The organism is Bifidobacterium sp. C0047B3 (genome assembly GCF_056590535.1).
Genome location: NZ_JBWPWH010000003.1, coordinates 16,431 through 38,453, shown reverse-complemented (window position 1 = coordinate 38,453; position 22,023 = coordinate 16,431). Strand labels below are relative to the sequence as shown.

Here is a 22,023-nt window from a genome sequence, read left to right as displayed (position 1 = left end):
CATAATCTCCTTATTCGTAGTGCAGGTTCTTAGCTGCCCACAATCCAGAACATAAAAACAGAATTGTTTCAACTATGGATACGATTACGACCGTAGTATTAGGTTGCGCGCTCATGGCAACTGCTGGTTTTAGCATAACTATAAAAGGTGATGCCATAAAAAGCACAATGTCTGAAGAAGCCAATGCCATGCCGCTTAAAAATCCTGCTACACCAATTCCAAGCGTTACCCACATGTTTTCAAATCGTGATGATACAAAAATCATAAAGGACAATACAGGCATTGACGTAATAAATGAATATGCGGCAAAAGATATAAGAGTACTTACATTAAACGTGCCTTGTGGCAAATCTGTTACACCGATTTTTGCAAGTGCTAAATTTTGTATGCAAATAGCGATTAGTAACAGAACGGTCAGCAACATAAATTTGCATAGGTACATAGTTGGAACACTCATAGGAAGCATATGCATCTTTTTTACTGCATTTCCCTTAAATTCCATGTTGTAGATAATGCATGCGGCGACTATTATGCCGAACATGTTTAACACCATAATCATGCCGTAAAGCTGTGTAAGAAGAATATCCATAGGAGCTAAAGGCAGGTTTAATAATGTATTTTTTCGCACAATGAAATTTACAAAAGCGTACGCTGCTCCCATAACACCAATAGCAATCATAAGAGCTATAAAGCCAGTCCTCTTGCATTTTTTGAGTTCGATTACAAGCGTTTTCATAGTCTTGCACTCTGCTTCCTGATCTTATTGTCTTCATCAATCATGGATAGGAACATATCTTCCAAATTGTCGGAAGCAAAACCAGATTGTAATGCATGATGTCGTAGTTCATCTAAACTACCTTCAAATAACAAGTGTCCGTGATTAAGTATTCCAATATCATCTGCAATAAGCTCAATTTCGGATAGCATATGAGAAGAAATAAGAATCGTGCAATCGTAAAGATCTGGCAGCGACTTAATCAGATTTCGGATTTCGTGTATACCAGATGGATCGAGTCCATTTGTTGGCTCATCTAAAATCAAAATAGGTGGTCTGCCAAGCAATGCTCCAGCAAGACCAAGCCTTTGTTTCATGCCAAGCGAATATTTTTTTGCAAGACGGTCTCCAAACTCGGAAAGACCTACTAATTCTAATGCGTCATCAACTGCACTCTTAGGTAGTCCTAAAATGCGACGTATAATGTCAAGATTTTCTCTACCAGTTAGATTTGCATAGAAAGATGGTGATTCAATAAACGAGCCTATTTCTTTCAAAATAGGTATGCGGTCAGCAGGAAACCGCTTTCCGTCGATTGTAAATACGCCTTTTGTTGGAGCTGTAAGTCCTAGGAGCATTTTCATTGTTGTAGATTTTCCAGCTCCATTCGGTCCAAGAAAGCCATAAATGCTACCTTTGCGAATATGGAGTGAGACATCGTTAACAGCAATAAATGATTTATATTTTTTTGTTAAATGTTCTGTTGTAACAATATTGTTCATGGCAATATCTCCTTTCAGGATTTATGATATTGCGTCAACCTTTCTACAACATTCTCTTCACCTTACATCTACCTTACATTTTTATACGATGTCAAAAAATGAATATTCACATGGCATAATATATGTTAGGGGGCGCTCCATGAATCAGGATGATTATTTGTTGAACAAGCATATTCTGCTTGTTGATGATGAGCAGGAACTTTTAGATATGGTTGTATCCATGTTAAGCGAATATGGTTTTCATAATATAACTACTGCAAAAAGCATAAAAGATGCTGTAGAAGCAACACAAACATTACGTCCAGAATTAGCAATACTTGATGTTATGCTCCCTGACGGTAATGGATTTGAGTTAATGGAGAAGATAAAACAATATAGTGATTGTCCTGTTTTGTTTCTTACTGCTTGCGGTGAGGATGAAGATAAGTTTAAGGGATTTGACTTAGGTGCAGACGATTATATTGTAAAGCCTTTTCTTCCAAAAGAGCTAACTTTTCGCATTATGGCAATTTTAAGACGAAGCTATAAGAGTGAAAGTCCCATTGTTAAACTGAAAAATAGTCAGATTGATTTTTCTTCTGCCCAAGTAATAAAAAATAACGAACATATTCCACTTACAGCCAAAGAACACGATTTGCTTTCCGCTTTATATAGAAATGCGGGACGTATCGTAACAATTGACGCGTTATGTGAAGCTGCATGGGGAGCTAATCCTTTTGGATATGAAAATTCTTTAATGGCACATATACGTCGTATCAGAGAAAAAATAGAACTCAATCCATCGCAGCCTGTTTCATTGGTAACAGTAAAAGGCTTAGGATACAAGCTGATTGTGGAGTAAAGCAGAATGAAAAGCATACCAAAACTAATACAACGTTTTATAAGTATTTTTCTACTAAGCTCTGTGCTCATAGTATTAATGAATATTATTGCGTTTGTTGTACTTATAGGGAATTACGCACCCGATAAAGAGATATCTCCTTATAGCATAGCAAAAGAGACAGGTGAAGCATTACAATTATCCGCAAGTGGGGATTATGTATTATCAAAAAATATGTCTTCCAAATTGACAAATTCTGACGCATGGGCAATTTTGATTGATAATAATACGTTAAGAGTCGTATGGAAAACAAAAGACGTTCCTGCAACTATTCCAAACGATTATACTTTGTCTGATATAGCTAATTTGAGCGTCGGTTATATTGATGGTTATCCAACTTACACTGGCAAAAATAAGAATGGAGTTGTTGTAGTCGGATTTCCACATAACAGCTTTTGGAAACATACGCGACCGAGTTGGAACTACAGTTTAATCTCAAATTTTCCGCAGATTGTTTTAAGCGTATTCTTCATCAACATTTTGCTTATTCTTGGAATTTATTTAATAGCTAATATAAAACTACTAAAATCAATTAATCCGATTACAAAAGGGATACAACGTTTATCTAGTGGAGAAAGCGTGCATATTCCAGAAACAGGAGCACTTTCAGAAATTTCATCTAACATAAATTCTGCTTCCGATATTTTGCAAATACAAAAAGAACAATTGAGAAAAAAGGAGACTGCAAGAGCGAATTGGATAGCTGGAGTTTCACATGATATTCGTACGCCGTTATCTATGGTTATGGGGTATGCAGGACAGTTAGAAAATTCTCTCCATATTTCGCAAGAAGATCGTAAAAAAGCGACGATGATTATTAAGCAAAGTGCAAGAATGAAGAATTTGATTAATGACCTTAATTTGGCTTCAAAACTTGAATATAATATGCAACCAATTATGAAAAAAGAAGAAAATATTGTTGCTGTTGTTAGGCAAGTTGTTGTGGATTTTATGAATATGGGTATGCAAGATGAGTTTTCGATTAAGTGGGAAACAGATGCTAAATTGACTGTTTGCAATATTAGTGTAGACAAAGATTTATTAAAACGAGCAATATCTAATCTTATTCAGAACAGCATATCTCATAATGAAAATGGGTGTACGATTTATGTATCCGTTGCTGCAAATAATAACAATTGTATTATTTGCGTTGAGGATAATGGTATAGGTGCTTCAGATGAAAAAATCGAAAAGCTTAATCATGCACCGCACTATATGATTTGCGATACAAGTACTGCAGAACAGCGGCATGGTTTGGGTCTGCTAATTGTTCAGCAGATTATTAACTCTCATAACGGAACGGTTGATATAAGTAAAAGCAAACATGGTGGGCTTAAGGTCTCTCTAACGATACCGCAGACTTACATATGAATCAATCTTGTGCAACATGCATGAACGACCGTTTAATTAATATATTGCCTTTTACATTTCCTTGATAGAAGAGCGGAATTAAACCATTTATAAGCCGTAACAGCGTTGTTTTTCGCTAGCCAAACCCTTAAAACTGTGGGATATAGGCAAACAGTTTGCGGTATGTGTTCATTAGAGCTCCTTTTTGGAATTAGCCCTTTTGGGTGGCAAACTTCGCCGCCTAGAGAATTTGCAAAAATGCGCAAATCTCTGACGCAAAGTGTCTCGAATAGAAAGCCGATGGCGAACTTTCGTTCCGACGATTGGCGAACTTTCGTTCCGACGATTGGCGGCATCAGTGAAGATGATTAGAAAGCGCGGTGCAAACATGAGAGAAAACGAATTGGTGGTCGGTTGCGCTCATTTGTCGGCAGAAATTGCGCTTTTAAAGGCAATTGCCAACTGCACTTGCTACTACGCAACTGCTGTTTCAGCTATAATTTCACCATGATCATGATGAATTCGAGTTTGAAATGGAGATGTTTTTATGATTTTAGCAGATAAAATATTGGAACTGCGTAAACAAAACGGTTGGTCGCAGGAAGAATTGGCGGACAAATTGGGCGTCAGTCGCCAAGCTGTTTCCAAATGGGAAGGCGCACAAAGTATCCCAGATATGGAACGGATAATTGCATTGAGCCGTTTGTTTGGTGTTAGTACAGATCTTCTTGTAAAAGATGAAATTGATGTTATGGGGAAGAACGTCAACGCAGATGAAAATGCCTGCCAGGAAGAAGCCGGCGTTCGCATGCGGATAATTGATTTGGAAGAAGCTTCCGCTTATATTGCCCACAGAATATCATTTGCCGCCTATGTTGCTCTAGGCGTTCTTCTTTGTATTCTGGCGGCAATCCCGTTGGTTGGCAGTGATCTTTTGCTTTCTCACACAGTAAATGCGCAAGTCGGTAAAACTATGGGCTTAGCATTCAGTGTTGCGATTATTACCGTAGCTGTAGCTATTTTTATTATTCAGAGTTTCCATGGAAAGCGTTATCAATATTTGGAAAAAGAGGACTTTGAAACGGCTTACGGCGTTGACAGTGTGCTCAAAGAACGCTTGGAACGTTTCATGCCGTCGTATGTGCTACGGACGGTCAGCGGTGTCGTTTTATGTATGGTTGCCTTTATTTTTCTTATAATTTCGGATATAGCACCGAAATTTTATCAACTTTCATCCGGCTTTTTTGTAGTTATTGCTATTGCCTTAGTTGCAGCAGCTGTTTATTTATTCGTACAGGCGAATATTGTCCGCTCGTCCTATTGCCGTTTGCTGCAACCGAAGAAAAAGATTGTCTATCCTGCAAAGATTAGCTTATTCCTCCAAGCTTACTGGCTTATAATTGTCTGCATTTATTTAGCCTACAGTTTCATCACGTCCGATTGGGGAAAAAGTTGGATTGTTTGGCCGTTGGCTGCATTGACTTACGGAGTAATAGAAGTAGTGCTCAAAGCGTGGAGGCTAGGAAAGAAATAAGTGACTTTCAGCGTCGATTTTGTGGCGAATAATGTTAAGGCTGTTGCTTCTTGCATGGTGGATACGTTAAATGGTACGAGTGTTTTAGAAGGAGAAGTACCTAAGGATGCATGTCTTGAAGTAGTTTGTGAGGATGGTATTAGCGAGGTTTCTGATAAGAATAAAGCTAATCTTGGTTGTAATAATCTTGGGCGCAAAACAGATGGATATGCTCACTATGCTGTGCACTGCTTGAATGGAAAAGCTGTAGTGAAGTAAGCTGCTTTAGGTTCGCTTCTCGCGTTTTTTAGATGCAATTTTGCTATTTTGCTGTCGAGTAGTTGTGCGATTTAGTTGCTTATATTTTGGGGAACAAAACGGTGTAAAAATAATAAAAAAGTTCCCTACATTATTTGATTATTGGGGAATAACCCTATTTTTCTAGTAAAAGCTGTGATTTATGGAAAAGAAAAATTTTATGGATGCGAAAACCCTATACTAATTGAAAAAATTAAAAAATTTTTCTTTAAGAAAGCTTGTATGTATGGTTTTTTTTTAATAGTAATACTATTAAAGCTAAACAGACTATTATGGATTCTAATTTTAATAGAATTGCATTCTTATTAGAATTGCATATTAAAAATAAGGAGCACGTATGCGACTAATTAGACCAGATAGTAAATATATCCAAGGTTATATAGAAGCAAATGAAGAAGATGAAATTTTTAGGCCGAATGCTGAAAGACGTTTTATAAACCCTGAGACAATTGTAGAGAGTTCTTATAACTATGAACATGGCATAAATTTGCCTGAAAATTATGTTAAAGCTACTACATTTTGGCTGATAGATAATGAAAAATTTATTGGTGAAATTAATATTAGGCATGAATTAAATTCTTTTTTAATTAACTATGGTGGTCACATAGGGTACGAAGTTAGGCAATCTGAATGTATGAAGGGCTATGGAACAAAAATGCTTTCTATGGCACTTACATATTGTAAAGAGACTTTGAGTCTACATAAAATTTTGATTACATGCGATGATGACAATATCGGATCAATAAAAGTTATAGAAAATAATGGTGGAATTTTAGAAAACAAAGTGAAAAATAGCTTATCAAGAGGAAACGTTACAACAAGAAGGTATTGGATTAATATATAGAGGAGAGATGATGAGTGAGACGAATGTAAGGCCAGTGCTTTTCAAGCATGCTTTTTGGGGTCATGTGATTACAGAAACTGTTGCTAGCATTTGCACGCTGATTATTGCGCTGCTCGTACAACAGTTCATAGGGCACCGCGTACAAGGTTGGGAAACTGTGGTCATACTCGCGTTGAGTGTTGTGGTGTTTTCGCTGCTAAGTACAGCGTATCTGCAGTGGGATAGGCATCGTAGACCGGATGACGGGTCTGGTGATTTGCTTATTGGAATCATCGATTTTGTGCTCAGGCTGCTGGTGACTTCTGGTATTGCTTTATTGCTTGTTTCAAATACTACACTGCTAAGCATTATTATTGGTGCAGCGATTACTAGTGTGTTGCTGTTTGTTTTTGAAAAGCCTTGGAAGCCAGGTATGACGGATGCGCAATTACAGGAAGCTTCACAGAAAGCTGTTGAGCTTGGCGTTCAAATGCTTGAAGAAGAACGCGTAAAGCGCGAGAGGTAAGCAACATGATTGCATTACAGCATGCGAGCGCAGGTAAAACAGACACTTCTAGAGGTGTGTCTTTAACGTTCTCCTCGTTAATTGTTGTTGGTATTGTTACCACGTACGTTCTGACCTTATTTTACAAAATAGTTGCCAAACACTAGCTATGCAGATTAGACGATTAATGACGATTAATAAGGACTATTTTTAAGCAAAAAGCATTGCTAAAATGCTAAAACTTAACGATTTGCATATATATGCATCCTTATGTATAATCTTTAAAAAATAAAAATCTTGCAAGTGCTAATACACGTAAAAGAGTATAAAACATTCTGCACAAATTACTATACAGGAGACTCTCATGCACAAGATTATTCAAAAATGGAATAACATTGACCTTATTTTACGCATTGTAATTGGTCTTTTTCTCGGTGCTGCGCTTGGTATTTTTGTGCCAGCTCAAGTCTATGTGCTAGATCTTATGGGAAAACTTTTCGTCAGTGCGCTTAAATCTGTTGCGCCAATTTTGGTATTTTGCCTAGTTATTGGTGCGCTTGCGCAAGCAAAAAGTGTTGGTAACATGAAATTGGTAATAGGGCTGTATGCGCTATCTACGTTTACTGCAAGCCTTGTAGCTGTATGTGCGGCTATGATTTTCCCTGTTGATTTTACTTTTGCTCATGTTGCAGCAGCGTCTTCTCCGTCTCCTCAAGGAATTGGTGAGGTGCTTAATTCACTTGTGCTAAATATTGTTGTTAATCCTGTAGACGCTCTCGTTAAAGGTAACTTTATTGGTATCCTCTTCTGGGCAATTGCTTTCGGTGTTGCGTTACGTTTAGCTGAGCCTTCTACCAAAGCATTTTTCGATAACGTTTCATCTGCTATTGGAAAAATTGTCCACTGGATTATTAACGCAGCCCCTTTTGGCATTATGGGTCTTGTTTATACAACAGTTGCAAGTAACGGTCTTCGTATTTTTAGCGAGTATGGTTTCGTTATTGCTTTGTTAGTAGGCACTATGGCTGTTGTTGCTTTGATTCTTAATCCTATTTTGGTTTTCGTGCTTACTGGCAAGAATCCGTATCCTCTTGTTTTTAGAACTTTGCGTGATTCGGGTGTTACAGCGTTCTTCATGCGTTCTTCTGCTGCGAATATTCCTGTGAATATGAATTTGTGCGAAAAGCTTGGATTTAACAAAGACAATTATTCTGTTTCAATACCGCTTGGTTCAACTATTAATATGAGTGGAGCTGCTATAACTATTTCTATCATGTCTTTGTGTGCTGCTCACACGCTTGGTATTAGCGTTGATATTCCAACTGCTGTGATTCTTTCTGTGCTTTCTGCAGTTTCTGCTGCAGGCGCATCCGGTGTAGCTGGTGGTTCGCTTTTGCTTATACCTCTTGCATGCTCGTCGTTTGGTATTTCAAACGATATCGCTATGCAAGTAGTTGCTATTGGTCTTATTATTGGCGTTATTCAGGATTCTTGCGAAACTGCACTTAACTCTTCCACGGATGTTCTCTTTACTGCGGTTGGCGAATATCGCATGTGGCAGCGTGCAGGTCTTAAGTTTACGATGGGCAAGGATCATGAGCCAGTGCAGCTTAAAAAGTAGCTGTTGCTAGTGTTGCTAGCTTTTGCTAGTTTTTGCTAAGTATTCTTGTTAGTGCGCGTTCTGACGTTCTTACGTTTTTATGAGCGCGCACTTTTATTATATTTGGATGCTTATTATATTTGGATGCTTATTGTAAATGAATCTAACAGACGTGCAAATAAAATAGTAGAAGTGAAATCAGTATTTTTAGCGTGCATTAGGCTTTAGGGAAGTGGTAGGTTGTGTTTGCAGGAATGCTGCGGTTGATCCACGCATTTGCTGCGATTATACTTCCGCTTCCGATTGTTGTTTCGCCGCCAAGAATAGTAGCATTTGCGTAAATTACTACGTTGTCGCCAATATTTGGGTGCCGCTTTCCGCCTTTTATAGGATTTCCGTCCTCGTCTAGCGCAAAGCTTTTTGCACCAAGCGTTACTCCTTGGTAAAGCTTAACGTGTTCACCGATTACAGTTGTTTCGCCGATTACAATGCCAGTTCCGTGATCAATGCAAAAATATGCACCAATTTTTGCTCCTGGATGAATGTCAATTCCGGTTTTTCTGTGAGCATATTCGCTCATAAGTCTAGGAATTAGCGGCACGTTAAGCTCGTAGAGTGCGTGAGCTGTGCGGTGAATAAGCATTGCATAAAACCCGGGATATGCGAGCGTAACTTCTACTTTGCTTTTGCAAGCAGGATCGCCTTCGTATATTGCTTGAATATCTGTTAAAAGTAACTTTTTAATTGCAGGAAGCGTGCTTATAAATTGATTGCAAGTTTCTCGAATTTTAACTGTGTCGTTTGTGTAGCATTGAAGTTCGTGGAATATAATGCGTTCTATAGTGTCTAACGCATTTGAGGTAACAGTATTTAAAGTAGCATTGAGTTGCGTAGTATCGTTGCTTACATTGTGCGCATGCAACTCAGGCAAAAGTAATACCTGAGTCGCATGTATGAGCGCAATAATATTTCGGTAATTAGGTATGAATGTAGCTTGCCTTATATCAGAATCATGAATTGAGTTGAGTTTGTTTATAAGGTCAAGGCGATCATTCATACATTTCTCCTATTATTCTCTTGCTTGTTTTATTAGAGTGTTAGAAAGTGCGCTTATAAATCTACTAAACGCGCACTTTCAAAACATCATTTATTATTATCATTATTGCATAGCATTATTCTGCAAACAAAGGCGTTGACAAGTATCGGTCGCCTGAATCTGGAAGTATTGCAACAATGGTTTTGCCCGCATTTTCTTCTCTTTTTGCTTCTTGAATTGCTGTCCAAACCGCAGCTCCAGAAGAAATGCCTACTAGCACGCCTTCTTTTTTGCTTATAAGCTTGCCGCTTTCAATTGCGTCTTCATTTGTTACATGAGCAATGCGATCGTAAATGTTTTGGTTGAGAACATCTGGCACGAATCCTGCGCCGATTCCTTGAATCTTGTGTGCTCCTGGTTTGCCGCCTGCAAGCACAGGAGAGTCGGCTGGCTCAACTGCAATTACTTCAAGATGCGGATTTTGTTCCTTTAAATATGTGCCAGTACCGGTGATTGTGCCGCCAGTTCCAACGCCTGCAATCAGAATATCCACGTTTCCGTCAGTGTCTTGCCAAATTTCTGGACCGGTTGTGTTGTAGTGTGCGTGCACGTTTGCTTGATTGGTAAACTGTCCCGGAGTCCACGCGTTTGGCGTGTTTTCAACGATTTCTTTCGCTTTTGCAATAGCGCCTTTCATTCCTTCTGCAGCAGGAGTGAGTACGAGTTCTGCTCCGTATGCTTTCATAAGTTTTCGGCGTTCAATAGACATGCTTTCTGGCATCACAATAATGCTTTTGTATCCTTTTGTTTGTGCAATCATTGCAAGGCCAATGCCAGTGTTTCCGGAAGTTGGCTCAACAATTACTGAGCCTGGCTTGAGAGTTCCTGCGGTTTCTGCTTCTTCAATCATCTGCTTTGCGATGCGGTCTTTTACGGAACCTGCTGGGTTGAAGTATTCGAGTTTTACTAGGATTTTTGCTGTTAGATTGTACTCTTTTTCAATGTGAGTAAGTTCCAGAAGTGGAGTGTGGCCTACGAGTTCTTGCACGGACTTGTAGATGTTAGACATAATATTTCCCCTTACTTGTTTGTTGTCTTACTTGTTTGTTTTTTGTTTTGTTTAATTTGTTTAATTTTGTTTATTTTTAATTTTTAAAAAATAATTTTATTAATAAAGCGACTTCTGCTTATTAGTTGTTTCTAAAGATGTCATTTATTCGTTTAATATCTAATCCGTATTAAATTGTTATCTTTTTAAGATTTTATATTCGAATTTTGGCATAAAAAAAAGAAACAGCGCGCTGTTTCTTGAATCGTAATTTGCTGTGTTTTAACGTAAATGCTTTTAACACAGGCTAGATGTTATGCATATTTAATGCTTGCAAACATCATTTCGATTAAGAAATGCGCAACAACATACGTTATAACAACAACAATTTGTCATCATATTTGTATGATACATGTGCACTCCTTTACTCGTCGAAATGGTGATAAGTGAAGACTATAGCGAATGGATTTGTGTTTGTCAAACCTAGTCTGTGTTTGCTAGTTCTTGATATGTATTCCTTTTCTGTGATATGTATACCTTTTTCTGGACACTGGTGCAGTTGGTGTTATGCGCGAGTGTCTGATTTTGCTTGTTTTGGGACACTGGTGCAGTTGGTGTTATGTGCGAGTGTCTGATTTTGCTTGTTTTGGGACACTGGTGCAGTTGGTGTTATGTGCGAGTGTCTCTGTTTGGCGTAAGTAGTCATTAAGCGCGAATTTGCGGCGATTGGGTACTTTAGGATTTGGTAGTGTGTTTTGAGTTTATTGATGCAGTACATAGCACTGGAATTTGCCAAGTTTGTTTGTTATAATTCCGCATGTTAATTCGGTAACGGAGGTTGACAAACTGAGATTATGAAAAATATAATCCTCGACAGACAGACAGACAGACAGACAGACAGACAGACAGACAGACAGACAGACAGACAGACAGACAGACAGACAGCGTGATGCTATCTTTTTTGTGACATAATTTTTTATAATTTTCACTACTTTATGCCTTATTTATTTTGCATTGAAATAGGTGAGTGGTTCTGCATATTTATATGCATTTTAGCGTGATTTACTCTATATAAATTTTCGAAATTAATAAAAATTATTATTGCGATAATTGTTAGTTTGGTTTGAAATGAAAATGAATAATAAAAGAATAAAAAAAGTTATTAGTCTAGTAGTCGCTTTTGTAGCTACGATTGGACTTTTTGCGGGGGCAGCGACCGCACAGGCTGCTGATACAGTAACTGCAGGCGTAAAGAAATATCCGTTTTTACTTGATATGGACATTGCCCAAGATCCTAGGTTTGGTCACATTCATCCAGGTGCTACAGGGCAACTCGAATCAAATATTGAAAGCATGTGGAAAAATCTTCCGATAACCGTCGAGGATGAAAAGGGAAATAAAACCACAGTACCCAACAAGCTAGAATCTAACTTTCAGCGTTTTGTTGGCAATTTTGCAGAAGGGCAAAAACTAACAATCACTATTGATACTGGTAAAATTCCCAAGGGCTATCATATTTCTTATGATAGGGATCGTACATATATTCATTCGGAAAACGGCTATATTTCTCCAGAAAATGGCTACTTTAAATTCACCGTTAAATATGAACTCGACAATGGTAAGCCTATACCTCTGCGGATTTCGTTTGGCAAATTGAACGTGAAATTCGATCTTCAGGGCGGAAATATTGGCGGTAAAACAGATGCAATCACAAATACAGTAAAAACAGATAATACGGTTGATTTCCCAGCTAACCCAACAAAAGAGAATCTAGTGTTTGGTGGATGGTATACCGAGTTTCCTGATATTGAGTATTATCGGGATCATAACATGGTAGGCACGCGTCGCTATTGGACCAATAAGTCCCTATTTTCGGATACCAGCTGTGACTTGCCGCAGTGGAATGATAAGACCTTAGATCCTTTGGGTGACTATCAATTTTTACTTCGCGCACAGTGGAATGCAAAAGTTTCGTTTGATGCAAACGGCGGAGCGTTTCGCAATGGAAAACAAAAAATAAGTGCTTTAAGACGGCAAGGTTTGAAGGTTAAACTATTAAATGCTCCTACGCGCGAAGATTATCAGTTCTTAAACTGGGTGGATGCTGCTGGTAAAGCCTACAAGCCTGATGATATGTATGCGTTGAATGCTAATACTGCGTTTACTGCTCAGTGGAAGCAGATTCGAAGCATTGTTACATTCAAGGATGGCGATAAGACTCAAACGGTAAAGGTGGAAACTGGTAAGGCTATTGATTCTGATGCGTTAACTGATCAGTCAATGCCTAAGAATCCAACTAAAGATGGCTACACGTTTAAAGAGTGGAATACTAAGGCGGATGGTAAAGGTACTGCGTTTACTGGTAAAACCACAGTAAATAGTGATACGACTGTATATGCCATTTTTACGAAGAATCCTGTGTCTGAGCCAACGCAACATCCTACTTCAAATCCAATTCCGTCAGCATCTTTTGAGTCTGAATCAGGCTCGGAGAGTCCGGTTACAGTTCCTGAATCTCAAACTCCTGAATCTGTGAATAAGATAGAACATGAATCTGTGAAATCGCCTGTTGTTGAGCATAAGGCTGAAAAGCATGTTCCAGATATGCCTAAGTCTGGTGAGTCAGCTTCGGTTGTTGCATTTATTTCGGCTTTAGTCTTTGCGATTGCTGGTTTTGTGGTTGTGAGAATGAGGAGAATGTTTGAAGCAAAATCCGGAAGATAACTAGCGTTTACTTGTGAAAGTTGAAGTTTACGCGCTTTTATAAGACTTCGTAAAGTCTTATAAAGTAAACGCAAGGCGGCCTTGACTAGTTGATAGTTAAGGCCGTTTTTTATTTACTACCGATTTTGTATATCTCACTGACATGTGCGTATCTCAATAACTTTAACTTACAATATGTCAACCCAGTTTTGTTTAGCATGAAGTATTCTATGCACCATAACTGTTTTATTCTCTTCGCAAATTTTATAGAAGATTACATATTTTTTAACGAAACATCTTCTAAAGTTTTTGCTACTTAGGTAATCATCGTTCACCAATCGGTATCGATATGGCATTGTGGATAGGCTTGAAACAGTGGCTTCTACGTTATCGAGGAATTCGGATGCTGTAATTGGGGAGTCTAGATTGTGCGCAATGTAATGAACTATGTCTTGCAAATCTTTGTGGTAACTTTGCGAAACGATTATTGCGTATTTTTGGTTATTTTTCGCCATTGTTGAGTTCTTCTCTTAAGCTTCGCATTGATTCTTCAAAAGATAATGTGCGATTGTTGTTAAAATCAGACTCACTTTGAGATAGTGACCTGTATAGTTCATATTTGCTCATGAACTTGTTGAATAAGTCGATGCTCATTACTGCTAAGTCTCCGCGACCATTTTTTGTAATGAAAACTGGCTCTTTTGTTTCGTGGCAGAATGTTGATATCTCGTTGTAGTTATTGCGTAAATCTGTGCTTGATTTAATAGTTGGCATCGTGTGAGTCCTTTGAGATGATTGTTATTTTGTTATTCTGTTTTTTTTTTATTATTTTTTGAATTGGTTGATCTAGTTTTACTTTATGTACACAAATAAATTATCAAACTAGTTTAATGCAATCTAAAGATATTATATGATTATTTCTTTAGATTATTGCCTTTATAGTTTTGATTTTCATGATTTTAGTAGCCAATCGTTGCAAAATTGCAGTGATTGGCTACTTTGCAGTGATACGACCTGCTTTTGCGCTACATTTTAAGGAATTACGCTGTTACTTGCAGTGCTTTCTTTGCTTTAAAATTTTGCAAAATAAATCTTAGTAAAAATCTGTTTTTATTTAATGATTTTGTGTAATTTAGATTGTATAGAGTTAGAGAAAAGGCATATATGGAACAGTTTAATCAGCATGACTCGAATAATCGAGATGACTATGAATATAATGATCAGAATCAGCCAATCCCAAACAATGATACTGTAAATTCAAATGCCTACAACGTTGTGCATAGCGATTCGCAAAATATGTCAAAGTATTCCGAGTGATTTTATAAAAGGGAGATGACATGAATGTAAAATATGGTAGCGTATTTACAAATCCAGAAGTTTTAAACAAACTCGCGCAAATAGAACAATCTCCCCAAATACAAGGAAAATTAAGTGCTTTAAAAGAAGGCGTAAAAAATAACTCTTTTGATCCAGTTCGTTTAATTCCATTAATACCGGTAGTAATGGTTTTAGGCACTTTGTATAACTATTTCCCAAATATTGATTACTCTCGTTACAAATATTATTTGCTAATAGTAGGTGTTTTTGTTGTTTGCTTTGCAGGTAAGTTTTTTGTAAATAATAAGGTTGATGTAGACGCGCTATACGACGATAATGTTTTAACGCCGATTTTGAATGCGATTCTGCCTGGAACAGTATTAAACAATTCCGAAGGAATTGACAGCAGCATTTTTAATAATCTTCTGCCAATATCTAGTAGGTATTATTCGAATAGTCACATAATTTTTGGCGATGAATTTAAAACTGAATTTTCAAATATGCAAGCAATCCACTTTTCTAGAAGCGAAAGTGGAAAAACTGTTAAAAAAACGGATTTTATTGGGCAAGTCTTATTAATAAACTCAAAAACCAACATAAATGGTCACATTAGAATCGTCCCCGTTACTGGAAAGAACTTTATGGGGCAAAAACTAAATGGATACTATGGTAAAAAAACAAAAGAAGAGAGCGAAGTCCAAACAGAATCCATTGAATTTAACAACTCGTATTCAATCTTCTCTACAGACGATTTTTATACAAAACTGGTATTAGATCCAAGTTTTATAGAACTAATGAATAATTTGCAAAAAAGAATGCGAGTTTGCTTATACCTGGATAGCGAGAGTATTGTTGCAGCCTTTGATTCTGGTCGGTATTTATTTGGTACTCCAGGAAAATCTGGAGTAGAAAACTTATCTTTAATAAGAGAATATGCAAAATTTAGAGATGTTTTGGCTGAGTATTACGAGGTAATCAGCTTAATTAGAGAAAAATTGCAAAATTAGAAGCTAGCAAATTGCAATACTAGCGAATTGCAAAAGTAGAAAAACTAAGACTAGAGAAAACTAAGACTAGAGAAAGACTAGAACTAAAGGAGACATTATGAGTGACATTATGGATGGCATTATGGATAGGGACACCATTTTAATAGTTATTGCAATAGTGCTTGTGATGATTATTGGTTGGTTTATTGGCAATTTAAATAGATTAAGAAAATATAGGGTGATTATAGAAGAGTCGCAGAAAAACGTTGACATTGCGATTGCCAAAAGATACGACACGATTTGCCAAATGCTTAAAGTTGCGCAGTCGTTTGCAAAGTATGAAAAAACGACATTAGTGGATTTGGTTAGTTTAAGAGAGGGATTGGGTTCAGCGGATTCTAGTTCGGCAATAAAAAACCAGAATCATGCAATAGGGAAGATTTATGCTTTGGCGGAAGCTTATCCGGAATTAAAGTCTTCTGAACAATTTTTGAACTTGCAGGAAGAAATAAATGACGAAAATGAGCAGCTGGCGGCGGCAAAAAGAATTGTTAATAGTAATATCAGTACTCTTAATCAAAATATCGTTACCTTCCCAGTCTCGCTTATTGCAAGCCTAAGCGGAATAAAGCAGATGGATTTTATTAGTGAGGACGATTTAAGCAATAAGAAGAATATCGATAACATATTGGGTTAGTGAAAATGTTTAGCTAGATAGCATATCTCAAGTGGCCAATCGTTGTAAATTTGCAGCGATTGGCTACTTTGCGATTGGCTACTTTGTGTTTTTGCGTACTAATGCGTGTATTTGTATATAGGATTGAGTTGCTTGTAGGATGGAGCTGATCGTATGAAGGAGTTGATTATATGACAGAATATGATTTGCCGATTTTAGAGTATGATTCCGATAAAAGCGCGGTTATTATGCCAAATCACGATAATATTTCTGTTCAGCTGCCATCTAAAGCGGTTTTTGCTTTCTTAGGCGATGAAATCGATCAGTATGCTTTAAGTAGAAAAGCTACGATTGTAGCAAATTTTGAATCTGCAACTAAAGTATACCCGATATATGTTTTGGAAGAAAAAGTAAAGAAAAAAGTAAGAGAAAATACAAACAGCGAAGTAGAAGAAGAAACGCAAAAAATCTGCTTAGTGCAGGCTCCAGTTGGCGCTCCTGCTGCTGTTCAGATCTTAGATTGGTTGATTTCTTACGGCGTTAGGGAAGTTGTTAGTGCTGGTTCTTGCGGATCGTTAGTTGATTATGCAGAAAATGTTTTTCTGGTTCCGTATAAAGCTTTAAGGGATGAGGGAACTTCTTATCATTATTTGCCTCCAAGTCGTTATGTTGATGTTTCAGAGCGCTCGAGGCGTGCTATTTTACAAACTTTGCAAGCGCACAATCTGCCTTATTATGAGGTTAAGACGTGGACTACGGATGGGTTTTTCCGTGAAACTAAGACGAAAGTTGCTAGCCGTAAGCAGGAGGGGTGTGCGGTTGTTGAAATGGAATGTTCTGCTTTAGCGGCTTGTGCGCAAATGCGTGAGATTGTTTGGGGTGAAATTCTTTACACTGCAGATACTTTGCACGATGTTGAAAATTATGATGAGCGTAATTGGGGCGGAGACTCTAAAGCGTATGCGCTTGAGCTTTGTATTGAAGCGGTGTTGCGCATCTGATACGTTTATGCTGATGTTACATATGGAATCAGCGTAAACATGTCATAAAGTATTGCTGTGCGGTAATCACAGAATTCTATTAGCGTAAATCGTGATAGTAATCGTGATAGTAGTAGGGTAGTGAAATTTAATATAATTCATCCAATCGTGCTAATATAAGTTACAATATATGCACGAAAGGACGGTGGCTATTATCGCTACATTATTAAATGCTAATAGCAGCAATATGCTTACTTTAAAAGAAGCAAAATCTTGCGGACTGTCAAAATATAAGTTTTATAAATTTGTTAAAGATAATGAACTAGAACAGTTAAGCGGTGGAATATACGCGTCTAAAGACTCCTGGGTAGATGAGTTGCTTCTTATTCATAAGCGTTCACCATCTGCTGTTTTTTCTCACGACGAAGCTTTCTTTTATCATGGATTGGTTGATATGGAGCCAATTACTCACACTATTACTGTTTACAGTGGTTTTAATGCTCATCGGCTGAAAGCGTCGTGCAATGTGAAAGTTTATAGTGTAAAAAAGGAATTGCTTGAAGTTGGAAAGATTTTAGTTACGGATAATCTCGGTAATAAAGTGCCAATGTATAATCTTGAAAGAACTGTCTGTGACGCGTTTAGAAGCAGAAATTTAATTGAGATTCAGGAATTTAATACAATCTTAAAATCTTATATTGCTAGACCAGACAAAGATCTCAATTTGTTGATGGAATATGCGAAACTTTTTAGAGTAAACAATGTTGTTCGCAAGTATTTTGAGGTGTTACTATAAGTGGGTTTAACGGATGCACAAATAAGAGGTAGAATCAAAAACCTCGCCGAACAAAATAGCGCAGATCCTCGTGTGCTGATGCGTCTTTACATGATGGAACGCTACTTAGAGCGTGTGTCAGTTTCAAAATATCGTAACAATTTTATTGTAAAAGGCGGTGTTCTAGTAACATCTTTGCTTGGTATTTCTATGCGATCCACTATGGATATAGATACGACTATTCAAAATTATGATTTGTCTCTTGAGAATACGAAAAAAATGATTAAGGATATATCTCGTATAGACATAGACGATGGAGTTGATTTTACTATTAAAAGCGCTATGAAGATTATGGATGATATGGAATATCCAGGTATTCGTTTTGCGCTTGATTCACGTATTGGAAGAATGATAACGCCAATAAAGATTGATGTTTCTACTGGAGCGACTATTACACCACGTGCAATTGAATATGACTATAAGCTGATGTTGGAAGACCGTTCTATTTCTATTCTTTCTTACAATATTGAAACAGTGCTTGCGGAAAAGCTACAAACCATTTTATCGCGCGGAATTCTTAATACGCGTATGAGAGATTTTTATGATGTTCACGTGCTGCTTGTTTCACATAAAAGAGGAATTGATAGAGAAATTCTTAAGCGTGCTTTTCATGCAACTTGTGAAAATCGTAAAACTGAAAATATTATAGATAATCTTAAATCTATTTATGAAAGTATTGCTTGTGATGAAAGACTTTCTTTATTGTGGTTGTCATATCAGCGTAAATATTCTTATGCTAAAGACATTGATTTTAGCAGTGTGTTACTAAGTTTGGATGCATTATTGAAAATGCTTGAATAGAATTTTGCATTAAAATACTTGAAGTGATTGCTGGCTTTTTTAAATCATTGGGAGACGTGCGCGACGACCTGCCTGAGCGCTGTGATATAGCGCGCGAAGGCAACTCGGAGCGCCGAGCTTGCTCAGGGTTGAAAGTCCAGTGGACTTTCAACGCAAGCGAGGTCTGCCTGAGTCAGTAAAGACGAAGGCAGTGCTGATTTTGGCTGTTTTCGGGCACTCACGCAGTATGGTTTCTGCACGCGTGTCTGATTTTGCTCGTTTTAAGACACTGGTGCAGTATGGTTTCTGCGTTGGTGCGAATTCTGTTTGGCGCAAGTGGCCATTAAGTGCAGATTTGCATCGATTGGCTACTTTGCGATTGGCCACTTTGGGTTGATTGGTTGATTTGTGATTTGTTGATTGGTATTTAAAAATAAACGCCAGTGAGTTTATTTCAACTCGACTGGCGTTTATTAGTTAGATGCGTTTATTAGTTTTATTTGCGTTATTCGCTAGTTGCGTTTTTACTTGCTGTGTTTGCCAATGCGCGTGCGTTTAAGCGAAAGCGCGCCGAAAGCGGACAGCAAGAACGCTAATCCAGCACCTGCAATGTTTGATGTTTCAGAGCCTGTGCTAGCAAGCGGTTCATGCGTTTGCGGAGCTGGTGCTTCTTCAGCAGTCTCTTCTTGCACTGGCTTTGGTTCTTGTTCTGGCTCCGGCTCTGTCACTTCTTCCGGCTCTGGTGCAGGAATTATAGGCACTGGAATAGGCTCAGGCTCCGGCTCTGGAGTCGGAACAGGAGTTGGAACAGGAGTTGGTTTCGGTTCTGGCTTTGGTTCCGGCTTAGGCGGTTCGGGTTTCGGTGCTGGCTGTGGCTGTGGCTGTGGTTCCGGTTGTGGTTGTGGCTGTGGTTGTGGCTGTGGCTGTGGTTCCGGTTGTGGTTGTGGCTGTGGCTGTGGTTTAGGTCTCGTCACTGTTAATTCCGTCTTACTTATTCCCATAGTTTCCGTAAACGTACCGGGTACATGACAAGTCTCTATCCTATAAACAGGAATTGTGCGACTTGTTTCGCCTTCCTTCCAGTCTGTAATGTTAGGAATGCCGCTAATACTATTCGTAACAAAATCGAACGTTAAGCCGCTGAGACCATCTCCACCAATCGTTACCGTATGAAGGTTCCCACGTGTATCGTTATACGTTCTCGAGCCGATTGTGGTTGCGGTAACCGCATTAAAAATTTCTTGATATTGTTTGTCTTTGAAGAACCACGGTGTTTCTTTAATACCATCTACAACCGTAGGTGTTGTTTCGTTAGCCTTTATAGTTTTGAGCGTGATACTGGTATATTTCCTTGCAACAACCTCTGTATTTTCCTCATTAAATGGGATAGTACACGGTTCTGCGATTAGCACGTTATTAATAGGATCATATTTGAGATAGTTGCTATATGCTGCTGCTTTATACATATCAGCACTGGTTACTTGCCAGCGTATATATTCTTCATCCTTATCAGTTGCAAGTCCTTCAGCCAATTTTTTAGTGCTATCGGTAAATTGCGGCGGTTGCTTCTTCGTAGGGTCTAGAACTGGAGTTTGTTGTGGCTTACTCACTGTCCATTTAAACATACTTAAGCTCATAGTGTCTGAGCCATCATTGCCCTTATGGATTGTTGCCATATAGATAGTAAGTGTACGAGTTGTTTCGCCATCATTCCAATCTGTGATGGTAGGAGTGCCAGTGATGCCTTGTTTTCCAAAGTCGTATTTCAGACCAGTTAGACCCTTGCCGCCGATTCTTTGTTCAACGTTGTTAAAATTATACGAACCGATTGTCGTTTGATTAATTTCGTCCCAGATATCCGCATACTGCTGATACTTGAAGAACCACGGGGTTTCTTTAATACCCTCTACTACCGTAGATTCCGTTTCGCCAGCCTTTAGTGTTTTGAGTGTGATATTGGTATATTTCCTTGCAACAACACGTGAATTCTCATTCTTAAACGGCTCCGTGCTTACAGTTGTAGTTAGCTTTTTCGTATCAGGATTGTAGTTAAGATAATCAGCATATGCCGTCATTTGTTCTGAACTAGAGTTGGTGGAGTTGTTTATTGCTCGCCAGCGAACATAATTACCGCTTGCATCGGTCGCTAGTGCTGCAGATAGTTCATTCCTATCAAACGTAAATGTCTTTGGCTCAATCTTATGATTCTCCGCGCCTGTGGTCTTAAATGTTGGAACAATCTCTTCTTGGAGTTGCTGTCCATTCTTGCTATACATACGAAGTCCCGTAACGCGAATAGTAGCGTTAGGATGTTCGCGCGCTGCACTCGTGCGCCATTTGAACGTGTAGCTATAATCTGCTGAGCGCGTTACCCAAGAATCATACGCAAGTTCATATTTATCGCCGTTTTTATACTCGACGTGTATGGCTTCCATGTAGTCCTTACAATTGCCGTACTTTGTCGATTGTTCTAATGTGATTTCTTTACCGCCGCGTATGAACTTTGGCTTAATGGTAACTGCTACACCTGGCTCTACCTCTGTCATTTGTGGATATGAAACAGTTTCTTCCTGAGAGTCTGCTTTTTCTGTTGTAGCTTCTGTTTCCGTAGTCTTAGTAGTTGTAGTAGATGGAGTTACACTGCGGTATTCTGCACTGCTGGTTTTATTTCTGAGAGATTTATTATCTTCTGTTTTATCGTTGCTAGTTTTATTTTCGTTAGCTTTATTATTGCCAGTTTTGGCGTTATTCTCTAAATCATTTTGATTAGTGAGATTTGCAGGGGGGGGGGTAGTTGTTTTTATGTTATTTGCATCAGTGCCAGCAGCATAAGCGGTTTGGCTCATGCACACTGCGCAAGCTGCCGTGGCAATACCCATCATTGTCGAAGTTAGAATAATTTTCGCTGCCTTATTCATAAAACACCCAACTCTCTAATCAACTACCTAATCAACTATCTAACTAGATACCTAAATAAATTTATTTTATTTTGTTTCGAAATATACAATAAATGTATAATAAATTCGAAATTTGCATATTACATTATAATGTTTTTGATAAAGAATAAAAGTGTTTATCGATAATTTTATCAATAAACACTTTTATGTCTCGAAATGCTTAATCTCTATTAAATATTCAACTAAATATTTAGCTAAATAATACGAGATATTTAGTAG

20 protein-coding genes and 2 pseudogenes are annotated in these 22,023 nt (G+C 38.0%); 15 read left to right on the top strand and 7 right to left on the bottom strand.

Annotated elements, in window-relative coordinates; genetic code table 11:
- Nucleotides 1-10: 10 nt before the first annotated feature.
- Together AC1EKT_RS03970 and AC1EKT_RS03965 are read right to left on the bottom strand one after the other, a co-directional pair.
- Entirely contained in the window at nucleotides 11-736 is a 726-nt protein-coding gene (locus AC1EKT_RS03970) for an ABC transporter permease (protein WP_019261838.1), read from the bottom strand.
- Entirely contained in the window at nucleotides 733-1,497 is a 765-nt protein-coding gene (locus tag AC1EKT_RS03965; RefSeq protein ID WP_019260905.1) for an ABC transporter ATP-binding protein, read from the bottom strand. Before AC1EKT_RS03965 ends, AC1EKT_RS03970 begins: the two co-directional genes overlap by 4 nt.
- 139 nt (nucleotides 1,498-1,636) lie before the next feature.
- On the opposite strand from AC1EKT_RS03965, the gene AC1EKT_RS03960 reads away from it, so the two are divergent.
- From AC1EKT_RS03960 to sstT, 7 genes and pseudogenes are all read left to right on the top strand, one after another.
- On the top strand, nucleotides 1,637-2,338 hold the full coding sequence (locus AC1EKT_RS03960; RefSeq protein WP_415683454.1) for a response regulator transcription factor: 702 nt from the start codon (nucleotides 1,637-1,639) through the stop codon (nucleotides 2,336-2,338).
- Nucleotides 2,339-2,344: 6 nt separating this feature from the next.
- A complete protein-coding gene (locus AC1EKT_RS03955) occupies nucleotides 2,345-3,748 on the top strand; it encodes a sensor histidine kinase (RefSeq protein WP_481616033.1) in 1,404 nt (467 codons plus the stop codon).
- A gap of 526 nt (nucleotides 3,749-4,274) precedes the next feature.
- Nucleotides 4,275-5,261 carry a helix-turn-helix domain-containing protein gene (locus AC1EKT_RS03950; protein WP_481616032.1) on the top strand — a complete coding sequence of 329 codons (987 nt, stop codon included), beginning with the start codon at nucleotides 4,275-4,277 and terminating at the stop codon, nucleotides 5,259-5,261.
- 21 nt (nucleotides 5,262-5,282) lie between these two features.
- Nucleotides 5,283-5,519, top strand: a pseudogene (locus AC1EKT_RS03945) (DUF4097 family beta strand repeat-containing protein); the annotation flags it as partial.
- A 376-nt stretch (nucleotides 5,520-5,895) separates the two neighbouring features.
- Nucleotides 5,896-6,402, top strand: a complete 507-nt coding sequence (locus tag AC1EKT_RS03940) for a GNAT family N-acetyltransferase (RefSeq protein ID WP_415683457.1) — start codon at nucleotides 5,896-5,898, stop codon at nucleotides 6,400-6,402.
- Nucleotides 6,403-6,412: 10 nt separating this feature from the next.
- Nucleotides 6,413-7,026, top strand: a pseudogene (locus AC1EKT_RS03935) (hypothetical protein); the annotation flags it as partial.
- Between the two features lie 224 nt (nucleotides 7,027-7,250).
- Nucleotides 7,251-8,507 carry a serine/threonine transporter SstT gene (gene sstT, locus AC1EKT_RS03930; RefSeq protein WP_415683458.1) on the top strand — a complete coding sequence of 419 codons (1,257 nt, stop codon included), beginning with the start codon at nucleotides 7,251-7,253 and terminating at the stop codon, nucleotides 8,505-8,507.
- A gap of 196 nt (nucleotides 8,508-8,703) precedes the next feature.
- Here sstT and epsC read toward each other — a convergent pair whose 3' ends face one another.
- Both epsC and cysK read right to left on the bottom strand, forming a co-directional pair.
- Nucleotides 8,704-9,543, bottom strand: coding sequence for a serine O-acetyltransferase EpsC (gene epsC, locus AC1EKT_RS03925; protein WP_415683459.1), 840 nt, complete (start codon nucleotides 9,541-9,543; stop codon nucleotides 8,704-8,706).
- A gap of 115 nt (nucleotides 9,544-9,658) precedes the next feature.
- Nucleotides 9,659-10,591, bottom strand: coding sequence for a cysteine synthase A (cysK, locus tag AC1EKT_RS03920; protein ID WP_415686957.1), 933 nt, complete (start codon nucleotides 10,589-10,591; stop codon nucleotides 9,659-9,661).
- A gap of 1,107 nt (nucleotides 10,592-11,698) precedes the next feature.
- On the opposite strand from cysK, the gene AC1EKT_RS03915 reads away from it, so the two are divergent.
- Nucleotides 11,699-13,294 (top strand): InlB B-repeat-containing protein, encoded by a 1,596-nt coding sequence (locus AC1EKT_RS03915; protein WP_415687771.1) that lies wholly within the window; start codon nucleotides 11,699-11,701, stop codon nucleotides 13,292-13,294.
- Nucleotides 13,295-13,461: 167 nt separating this feature from the next.
- Here the strand turns inward: AC1EKT_RS03915 and AC1EKT_RS03910 are convergent, their stop codons facing one another.
- Together AC1EKT_RS03910 and AC1EKT_RS03905 are read right to left on the bottom strand one after the other, a co-directional pair.
- Nucleotides 13,462-13,788 (bottom strand): type II toxin-antitoxin system RelE/ParE family toxin, encoded by a 327-nt coding sequence (locus AC1EKT_RS03910; RefSeq protein WP_481616031.1) that lies wholly within the window; start codon nucleotides 13,786-13,788, stop codon nucleotides 13,462-13,464.
- Nucleotides 13,775-14,047, bottom strand: coding sequence for a type II toxin-antitoxin system Phd/YefM family antitoxin (locus AC1EKT_RS03905; protein WP_415687773.1), 273 nt, complete (start codon nucleotides 14,045-14,047; stop codon nucleotides 13,775-13,777). Before AC1EKT_RS03905 ends, AC1EKT_RS03910 begins: the two co-directional genes overlap by 14 nt.
- A gap of 390 nt (nucleotides 14,048-14,437) precedes the next feature.
- Here AC1EKT_RS03905 and AC1EKT_RS03900 point away from each other — a divergent pair, with 390 nt between their 5' ends.
- The 7 genes from AC1EKT_RS03900 (at nucleotide 14,438) to AC1EKT_RS03870 (ending at nucleotide 19,244) form a co-directional block, all read left to right on the top strand.
- Nucleotides 14,438-14,590, top strand: coding sequence for a hypothetical protein (locus AC1EKT_RS03900; protein WP_481616030.1), 153 nt, complete (start codon nucleotides 14,438-14,440; stop codon nucleotides 14,588-14,590).
- 20 nt (nucleotides 14,591-14,610) lie between these two features.
- On the top strand, nucleotides 14,611-15,597 hold the full coding sequence (locus tag AC1EKT_RS03895; RefSeq protein ID WP_481616029.1) for a DUF3137 domain-containing protein: 987 nt from the start codon (nucleotides 14,611-14,613) through the stop codon (nucleotides 15,595-15,597).
- 97 nt (nucleotides 15,598-15,694) lie between these two features.
- Nucleotides 15,695-16,273: a LemA family protein gene (locus tag AC1EKT_RS03890; protein ID WP_415687775.1), complete on the top strand. Its 579-nt coding sequence runs from the start codon at nucleotides 15,695-15,697 to the stop codon at nucleotides 16,271-16,273.
- A gap of 170 nt (nucleotides 16,274-16,443) precedes the next feature.
- The gene (locus AC1EKT_RS03885) at nucleotides 16,444-17,253 is read left to right on the top strand and encodes a nucleoside phosphorylase (protein WP_481616028.1); all 810 of its coding nucleotides are present in this window, start codon (nucleotides 16,444-16,446) and stop codon (nucleotides 17,251-17,253) included.
- A gap of 184 nt (nucleotides 17,254-17,437) precedes the next feature.
- Nucleotides 17,438-18,028, top strand: coding sequence for a type IV toxin-antitoxin system AbiEi family antitoxin domain-containing protein (locus AC1EKT_RS03880; RefSeq protein WP_481616027.1), 591 nt, complete (start codon nucleotides 17,438-17,440; stop codon nucleotides 18,026-18,028).
- Complete coding sequence (locus AC1EKT_RS03875) at nucleotides 18,029-18,868, top strand: nucleotidyl transferase AbiEii/AbiGii toxin family protein (RefSeq protein ID WP_481616026.1); 840 nt, start codon at nucleotides 18,029-18,031, stop codon at nucleotides 18,866-18,868.
- A gap of 139 nt (nucleotides 18,869-19,007) precedes the next feature.
- Nucleotides 19,008-19,244 (top strand): hypothetical protein, encoded by a 237-nt coding sequence (locus AC1EKT_RS03870; protein WP_481616025.1) that lies wholly within the window; start codon nucleotides 19,008-19,010, stop codon nucleotides 19,242-19,244.
- Between the two features lie 127 nt (nucleotides 19,245-19,371).
- Here AC1EKT_RS03870 and AC1EKT_RS03865 read toward each other — a convergent pair whose 3' ends face one another.
- Nucleotides 19,372-21,765, bottom strand: coding sequence for a hypothetical protein (locus AC1EKT_RS03865; RefSeq protein ID WP_481616024.1), 2,394 nt, complete (start codon nucleotides 21,763-21,765; stop codon nucleotides 19,372-19,374).
- Nucleotides 21,766-22,023: the final 258 nt, after the last annotated feature.

Excerpts from the sequence above, each read along its gene's own strand:
- AC1EKT_RS03970 (WP_019261838.1), bottom strand. The coding sequence starts at position 736 with ATGAAAACGCTTGTAATCGAACTCAAAAAATGCAAGAGGACTGGCTTT.
- AC1EKT_RS03965 (WP_019260905.1), bottom strand. The coding sequence starts at position 1,497 with ATGAACAATATTGTTACAACAGAACATTTAACAAAAAAATATAAATCA.
- AC1EKT_RS03960 (WP_415683454.1), top strand. The coding sequence starts at position 1,637 with ATGAATCAGGATGATTATTTGTTGAACAAGCATATTCTGCTTGTTGAT.
- AC1EKT_RS03955 (WP_481616033.1), top strand. The coding sequence starts at position 2,345 with ATGAAAAGCATACCAAAACTAATACAACGTTTTATAAGTATTTTTCTA.
- AC1EKT_RS03950 (WP_481616032.1), top strand. The coding sequence starts at position 4,275 with ATGATTTTAGCAGATAAAATATTGGAACTGCGTAAACAAAACGGTTGG.
- AC1EKT_RS03940 (WP_415683457.1), top strand. The coding sequence starts at position 5,896 with ATGCGACTAATTAGACCAGATAGTAAATATATCCAAGGTTATATAGAA.
- sstT (WP_415683458.1), top strand. The coding sequence starts at position 7,251 with ATGCACAAGATTATTCAAAAATGGAATAACATTGACCTTATTTTACGC.
- epsC (WP_415683459.1), bottom strand. The coding sequence starts at position 9,543 with ATGAATGATCGCCTTGACCTTATAAACAAACTCAACTCAATTCATGAT.
- cysK (WP_415686957.1), bottom strand. The coding sequence starts at position 10,591 with ATGTCTAACATCTACAAGTCCGTGCAAGAACTCGTAGGCCACACTCCA.
- AC1EKT_RS03915 (WP_415687771.1), top strand. The coding sequence starts at position 11,699 with ATGAAAATGAATAATAAAAGAATAAAAAAAGTTATTAGTCTAGTAGTC.
- AC1EKT_RS03910 (WP_481616031.1), bottom strand. The coding sequence starts at position 13,788 with ATGGCGAAAAATAACCAAAAATACGCAATAATCGTTTCGCAAAGTTAC.
- AC1EKT_RS03905 (WP_415687773.1), bottom strand. The coding sequence starts at position 14,047 with ATGCCAACTATTAAATCAAGCACAGATTTACGCAATAACTACAACGAG.
- AC1EKT_RS03900 (WP_481616030.1), top strand. The coding sequence starts at position 14,438 with ATGGAACAGTTTAATCAGCATGACTCGAATAATCGAGATGACTATGAA.
- AC1EKT_RS03895 (WP_481616029.1), top strand. The coding sequence starts at position 14,611 with ATGAATGTAAAATATGGTAGCGTATTTACAAATCCAGAAGTTTTAAAC.
- AC1EKT_RS03890 (WP_415687775.1), top strand. The coding sequence starts at position 15,695 with ATGAGTGACATTATGGATGGCATTATGGATAGGGACACCATTTTAATA.
- AC1EKT_RS03885 (WP_481616028.1), top strand. The coding sequence starts at position 16,444 with ATGACAGAATATGATTTGCCGATTTTAGAGTATGATTCCGATAAAAGC.
- AC1EKT_RS03865 (WP_481616024.1), bottom strand. The coding sequence starts at position 21,765 with ATGAATAAGGCAGCGAAAATTATTCTAACTTCGACAATGATGGGTATT.